Source organism: Achromobacter pulmonis (genome assembly GCF_902859765.1).
In the GTDB taxonomy this organism is placed as follows: Bacteria; Pseudomonadota; Gammaproteobacteria; order Burkholderiales; family Burkholderiaceae_B; genus Achromobacter; species Achromobacter pulmonis.
In genome coordinates this window covers 32,744-39,297 of the sequence record NZ_CADIJV010000007.1, presented here as the reverse complement: position 1 = coordinate 39,297, position 6,554 = coordinate 32,744, and the positions used below count along the sequence as shown (strand labels likewise).

General features: G+C 67.1%; 5 protein-coding genes. All 5 read left to right on the top strand.

The genetic code is table 11. The features are described from left to right. Positions 1–73: 73 nt before the first annotated feature. From HV701_RS08455 to HV701_RS08435, 5 genes are read left to right on the top strand one after another with little or no spacing between them, the layout of a single operon-like run. Positions 74–1,690 carry a ShlB/FhaC/HecB family hemolysin secretion/activation protein gene (locus HV701_RS08455; RefSeq protein ID WP_175132621.1) on the top strand — a complete coding sequence of 539 codons (1,617 nt, stop codon included), beginning with the start codon at positions 74–76 and terminating at the stop codon, positions 1,688–1,690. A 37-nt stretch (positions 1,691–1,727) separates the two neighbouring features. Beyond that, positions 1,728–3,650, top strand: coding sequence for a DUF2341 domain-containing protein (locus HV701_RS08450; RefSeq protein WP_175132620.1), 1,923 nt, complete (start codon positions 1,728–1,730; stop codon positions 3,648–3,650). A gap of 12 nt (positions 3,651–3,662) precedes the next feature. Further along, complete coding sequence (locus HV701_RS08445; protein WP_175132619.1) at positions 3,663–4,082, top strand: ExbD/TolR family protein; 420 nt, start codon at positions 3,663–3,665, stop codon at positions 4,080–4,082. 17 nt (positions 4,083–4,099) lie between these two features. Next, positions 4,100–4,813 carry a TonB C-terminal domain-containing protein gene (locus HV701_RS08440; protein WP_175132618.1) on the top strand — a complete coding sequence of 238 codons (714 nt, stop codon included), beginning with the start codon at positions 4,100–4,102 and terminating at the stop codon, positions 4,811–4,813. A 37-nt stretch (positions 4,814–4,850) separates the two neighbouring features. Next, positions 4,851–6,551: a putative porin gene (locus HV701_RS08435; RefSeq protein ID WP_175132617.1), complete on the top strand. Its 1,701-nt coding sequence runs from the start codon at positions 4,851–4,853 to the stop codon at positions 6,549–6,551. The last annotated feature ends 3 nt before the right edge of the window (positions 6,552–6,554 follow it).

Sequence of the window (6,554 nt, the reverse complement as noted above, 5' to 3'; positions counted from 1 at the left end):
ATTGTCGCAAGCGCGCTGCACGGTAGCGGCCGGTGCCAGACCGGCCATCACACAAGGAACTGAGTGCATCGCTATGCATGATTTCGAGAGCAGGGGCGGCGCGCTGCGCGCCATGATGCGCAGCGCGCCGGCAGCGGTGGTGCTGGCGTTGGCCGCGAACGTGGCCTGGGCGCAGCCGGCGGCGGCCGCGCAGGAGGCGCGCCGCGTCAACGTCAACGAATACATCGTGCGCGGCAACACCGTGCTGGACGCCCGCGACATTGAGAAGGCCGTCTATCCCTACCTGGGGCCGGACCGCACGCTGGCCGACATCGAGGCCGCGCGCGAAGCCTTGCAGACCATCTACCAGGAGCGTGGCTATCAGTCCGTGTACGTCGACCTGCCCGAGCAGCAGGTAGCCGACGGCATCGTGTTCCTGCAGGTCGCGGAAACCAAGGTGGGCCGCGTGCGGGTGGTGGGCGCCAAGCACTATTCGCCGCTGGCCATCCGCGATGAAGTGCCGGCGTTGCAGGAAGGCGAGGTGCCCAACTTCAACCAGGCGCAGGCCGAACTGACCAACCTGAACAAGGGCGCCAGCCGCCAGGTGGTTCCGCTGGTCAAGGAAGGCCGCATTCCCGGCACCATGGACGTCGACCTCAAGGTCGAGGACAAGAACCCGTGGCACGCCAGCCTGGGCCTGAACAACGACTACAGCGCCGACACCACGCGCCTGCGCGGCACGGCGTCGCTGGGCTATGACAACCTCTGGCAACTGGGCCATTCGGTCAGCCTGACCTTCTTCACCGCGCCGCAGGAAACCGACAACGCCAAGGTCTGGTCCGGCTCGTACTCGATGCCGCTTGACCACCAATGGAGCCTGCAGTTCACCGGCTACAAGAGCGACAGCAACGTCGCCACCATCGGCGGCACCAACGTGTTGGGCAAGGGTTATTCGTTCGGCATGAGCGCCATCTACACCCTGGCGCCGCAGGGCGATTGGTACAACTCGCTGTCGTTCGGCCTGGACTACAAGAAGTTCGACGAGACCACGCGCTTTGGCGGCAGCGAGGACCTTATCCCGCTCAAGTACGTGCCGTTCACGTTCTCGTACAACGGCTACCGCTATTCGGAGTCGTCGCAGAGCAGCATCGGCCTGTCGCTCGTCGGCGCCAGCCGTTCTTTTTTCGGCCTGGGCAGCGACTGGAAGGAGTTCGACGACAAGCGCTACCGCGCCAGCCCCAGCTTCGCGCTGCTGCGCGGCGACGGCACCCATACCCAGAACCTGTTCGGCGATTGGCAGCTAGGCCTGCGCGCCGGCTTCCAGTTGGCCTCGGGCGCGCTGGTCTCGAACGAGCAATTCTCCGCCGGCGGCAGCACCAGCGTGCGCGGCTATCTGGCCGCCGAGCGCACCGGCGACGATGGTTTGCTCGGCTCGGTCGAGTGGCGCACGCCGTCGCTGGCGCGCTGGCTCGGCAGCAACGTCAACGAATGGCGCTTCTACGCCTTTGCCGATGCCGCCACGCTGCGCCTGCGCGATCCGCTGCCCGAACAGGACGCAAGCTATTCGCTGGCCAGCGTCGGCCTGGGCACGCGCCTGCAGGTGCTGGACTGGTTGTCCGGCTCGCTGGACTGGGGCTATCCGCTCAAGGACGGCCCCAGCACCAAGAAACACGATCCCCGATTGAACTTCAGCGTCCGTGCCAATTTCTGAGCACGCGCGCAACCGTATTTATCCCGGAGTCCTGACCATGCAACGCTTATTGATGCTCCTACTGACCGTGCTGGCCGGCGTGCTGCCGTCCGCCGCCAACGCCTGGTGGCAGCCCGACTGGCAGTACCGCAAGCAGATCACCGTCGACAGTACGCCGCAGGGAGCGCCGTTGGGCGCCGCGGCCGGCCGCGCGCCGCTGCTGGTGCGTCTGCACACCGGCAATTTCACCTTCGACGGTATCAACGAGAAGGGCGCCGACATCCGCTTCGTGACGGGCGACGACCAGACCGTGTTGAACCACCAGTTGGAAGCTTTCGACCCGCTGCTGGGCATGGCGCTGGTCTGGGTCGATCTGCCGGCACTGGCCGATGGCCAGCGCCAGGACATCTGGATGTACTACGGCAACCAAAAGGCGCCGGCATCCGCCAATGGTCAACTGACATTCGATCCCAACTACACGCTGGTCTACCACTTCGACGGCGCCGCCGGCGTCCCGCCGCGCGATACCACCGGCAACAGCAACAACGCCCAGACGCCGATGGCTGGCGCTATCGATGGTGTCATTGGCCGCGCCGCGCAATTCGCCGGTGGCGCGCCGCTGATGCTGCCCGCCAGCCCTTCGCTGGCCGTGCCGGCCGCGGGCGCCTTCACCTTCAGCGCCTGGGTGCGCGCCGACCAGCCAGCCGGCGAGCAACTGGTGTATGCCCGCCGTGACGCCGGCAATGCGCTGCTGATCGGAATCAACCAGGGCGTGCCCTTCGTCGAAGTGAACGGCCAGCGCAGCCAGCCCGGCCAGTCGCTCACGCCGGCCGCCTGGCAGCACCTGGCCGTGACGGCCGATGGCAGCCTAGTCACGCTGTATGTGAATGGCCGCGCGACGTCTTCGTTGACCGCCAGCCTGCCGCCGCTGAATACCCCCGCCGCCCTGGGGGGGGACGTGCCGGCGCCGGCCGTGGCGGTTGCGCCCGCCGCATCCGCCGCCGTCGAAGCCGGTGCCGAGCCGCTGGAAGCGGCCGCCGCCGCCGCGCCGCGCGTCTATGCGCCGTTTGTCGGCGCCATCGACGAAGTGCGCCTGTCGCGCATCTCCCGTCCCGCCGCGCTGATCCTGGCCGACGCGATCTCGCAGGGCGCCGAATCGCGCCTGGTGGTCTATGGCAACGACGAGGAACAGTCGGGCTTCGGCTTCGGCGGCCTGGGCTTCCTGCTCAAGGCGGTGCCGGTCGACGCCTGGATCATCATCGCCATCCTGGTGCTGATGATGGTGCAGTCGTGGGTCATCATGATCAAGAAAAGCCGCAACGTGGCCCGTGTGGCGCGCGCCAACGAAGCCTTCCGCGAATCCTTCGCCACCGTCGGCCAGCGCCTGGAGCTGCTGGCCGACGATGCCGCCCTGGCGCGGCGCCTGGAGCACGCTTCGCTGTGGCGTCTGTACCGCGTGGCGGTTAATGAAATCCGCACCCGCCGCGCGCAGGGCGCCGACACGCGCTCGATCTCGGCCGCCACCATCGAAGCCATCCGCGCCTCCATGGACGCAGTGCGCACCAAGGAAAACCAGTTGCTGGGTGCCAGGCTCGGCTCGCTCTCGAACGCCATCGCCGGCGGCCCGTACATCGGCCTGCTGGGCACGGTGCTGGGGATCATGGTGGTGTTCCTGGGCACCGCCATGGCCGGCGACGTCAACATCAATGCCATCGCCCCGGGTATGGCCGCCGCGCTGCTGGCCACCGCCATGGGTCTGTTCGTTGCCATCCCGGCGCTGTTTGGCTACAACCGGCTGGTCTCGCGCAACAAGGAAGTCAGTGCCGACATGCGCGTGTTCGTCGACGAGTTCGTGACGCGGCTGGCTGAAGTGCATGGCGAAAGCCGGGACCAGGAAGCCGCCCATCACAGCGCCGTACTCGCGTCCGCCGCCACCCGCGCGGCCGTGCGCGACCCGCAGCCGGCCGCCGCCGAAGCATAAGGAGACGACCCCATGGCTTCCGTATCCGCCTCCCAGGACGATGACGACGACGCGCCCGTGGACGGCATCAACATCACCCCGCTGGTCGACGTGCTGATGGTCGTACTGGTCATGTTCATCCTGACCGCCACGGCGCAGATTGCCGGCATCAAGGTCAACCTGCCCAAGGCCAGCTCGTCCATCGCCCTGTCGCAGCCCAAGACCAAGGCCATTTCGGTCAACGACGCCGGCCAGGTGTTCCTGGACGCCTACCCGGTGACCCTACCCGAGCTGGAAGACCGGCTGCGCACGGAGAAGGCGCTGAATCCCGACTTTCCGGTGATCGTGCGCGGCGATTCCACCGTGCAGTACCAGAAAGTGGTGGACGTGCTGGACCTGCTGCGCCGGCTGGAGCTGGCTCAGGTCGGGCTGGTCACCGGCAAGCCGAAATAGGGGCCGAGGCGACCGTCATGCCGCACCACGACTCCGATTCCCCGCGTACCCCCCATCCCGCGCGCCGCTGGCTCAAGCTGGCGGCGGTGGCGGTGGCGTTGATCGCGGCCGCCTATGCGCTGTGGCGCTGGGCCAACGACATGGCTGGCGTGCGCCGCGACGCGCCCAAGGTCACCGCGATCATCCCGCTGCCGCCGCCGCCTCCGCCGCCGCCCGAGCCGGAAAAGCCGCCCGAGCCCGAGCCTCCCAAGGAAGAGCCGGTGGCGCCGCCCGAACCCGAGCCGCAGCCCACGCCCGAACCGCCCAAGCCGCAGGACGAGGCGCCGCCGCGTCCGGCCGACGATCTGGCCAACCCGATGCAGATCGACGGCGATGCCCAGGCGGGCACCGACGCCTTCAACATCGGCGCCGGCCAGGGCAAGGGCATGGCTGGCGGCGGCGGTGGCCGCGCCGGCAACGCCACCTATAGCCAGTACCTCGCCTACGCGCTGCAGAAGATCCTGCGCGAAGACGAGCGCACGCGCAACCTGACCTTCCGCCTGCAAGCCAACATCTGGCTTACGGCCAGCGGTCAGATCACGCGTGTCGAACTGACCCGTTCCAGCGGCGATGCCGATGTCGACGCCCGCGTGGTGGCGGCGCTGCGCGCGGTGCCGGGGCTGGATGAACGTCCGCCGGCCTCGGCCAGCATGCCGATCCGGGCATCGCTGACCGGCCGCCGTCCTTCTTGAAAGTACTGAATTGAACCGATCCTGGAGTGCCAAGAGAATGAAGTTCCAATTGAACCGGTTGGCGGCCTCGCTGGCCCTGGCCGCGGCTGGCGCGGCGGCGTTGCCGGCCACGGCCAGCGCCGCGCCCGCCCCATCCGAAAACGCCACCATCAACCTGATTCGTCTGCTGGTGCAGCAGGGCGTGCTCAAGGCGGAGCAGGCCGACGCGCTGGTGGCCCAGGCCGAAGCCGAAGCCAAGGCCGCCCGCGCCGCGCCGCAGGATCGCGGCGCCGCCGTGGCCCAGCCGGGCGACGTGCGCGTGCCGTACATTCCGCAGACCGTGCGCGACCAGATCCGCGACGAGGTCAAGGCGGAAGTGATGGTGCAGGCCAAGGAAGAGAACTGGGCCCAGCCGAATACCTTTCCCGACTGGGTCTCTCGTATCACCATCGACGGCGATGTGCGCGTGCGTGATGAGTCGCGGTTGTACTCGGGCAGCAACAGCAACGAGATCGTCGACTTCGCCAAGCTCAATGCCAAGGGCCCCTACGACCTGAACCGCAACACCAACGGCAATTACCCGCCGATGCTGAACACGCGGGAAGACCGTCGCAACCAACTGCGCATCCGCGCCCGCCTGGGGGTGCGCGCCGACATTTCGGAATCGTGGACCGCCGGCATCCGCCTGGCCACTGGCAGCGACGACAGTCCGGTCTCAACCACCCAGACGCTGGGGGGCGGCATGGCCAAGAAGGACATCTGGCTCGACCAGGCCTATCTGACTTACCGTCCCACCGCATGGGCCACGGTGACGGGCGGCCGCATCGCCAATCCGTTCGAGTCGACCGACATGCTGTTTTCGAACGACCTGAACTTCGACGGTGTCGCCGCGATCTTCAAGCACCCGCTGCAAGGCCGCGACGTAACCCTGTTCGGCACCTTGGGCGCGTTCTCGACCGAGTACGGCTCGAACGGCTGGAACTCGTCGTCGTTCTCTGAAGGCAAGAGCGAGGACAAATGGCTGTTGGCCGCGCAGGCCGGCGCCGACTGGAAGATCGACAACCGCAACAGCCTGCGTGGCGCGCTGGCCTACTACCACTTCGACAACATCGCCGGCAAGCGCTCCAGCCCGTGTTCGCCGTGGGCCGGCCAGGAGAACTGCGACACCGACTGGTCACGTCCGGCCTTCATGCAGAAGGGCAACACCCTGTTCCTGCTGCGCGACATCACTTCCAATCCGCTCGACCCCGCCAACACGCCGCAGCCGCAGTACGTCGGCCTGGCCTCCAAGTTCGACCTGCTCGACCTTAACCTGCGCTGGGATACGCGCGTATTCAATGGCTTGGGCCTGCGCGTGAACGCCAACTACATCCGCAACCTGGCCTACGGCAAGGGCAAGATGTGGAGCCGGTCGCAAGGCAATATCGTCAACAACTTCGGCGACAACGGCGAGGTCGAAAGCGGTCCCAATGCCTGGATGCTGCAGGCCACGCTGGGCCGATCGTACGACTTGAAGGAAAAGGGCGATTGGCTGGCTTTCGTCGGCTACAAGTACATCCAGCCCGATGCGCTGCCCGACGCTTTCAACGATTCGTCGTTCCACCAGGGTGGCACTAATGCGCGCGGCTACTACATCGGTGGTGGCTACGCCTTCGACAAGAACGTGTACGGCGTGTTGCGCTGGATGAGCACGCGCGAGATCTACGGCGCGCCGCTTTCCATCGACACCATGCAGTTCGAGATCAACGCCAGGTTCTGAGGC

Excerpts from the sequence above, each read along its gene's own strand:
- HV701_RS08455 (WP_175132621.1), top strand. The coding sequence starts at position 74 with ATGCATGATTTCGAGAGCAGGGGCGGCGCGCTGCGCGCCATGATGCGC.
- HV701_RS08435 (WP_175132617.1), top strand. The coding sequence starts at position 4,851 with ATGAAGTTCCAATTGAACCGGTTGGCGGCCTCGCTGGCCCTGGCCGCG.
- HV701_RS08445 (WP_175132619.1), top strand. The coding sequence starts at position 3,663 with ATGGCTTCCGTATCCGCCTCCCAGGACGATGACGACGACGCGCCCGTG.
- HV701_RS08440 (WP_175132618.1), top strand. The coding sequence starts at position 4,100 with ATGCCGCACCACGACTCCGATTCCCCGCGTACCCCCCATCCCGCGCGC.
- HV701_RS08450 (WP_175132620.1), top strand. The coding sequence starts at position 1,728 with ATGCAACGCTTATTGATGCTCCTACTGACCGTGCTGGCCGGCGTGCTG.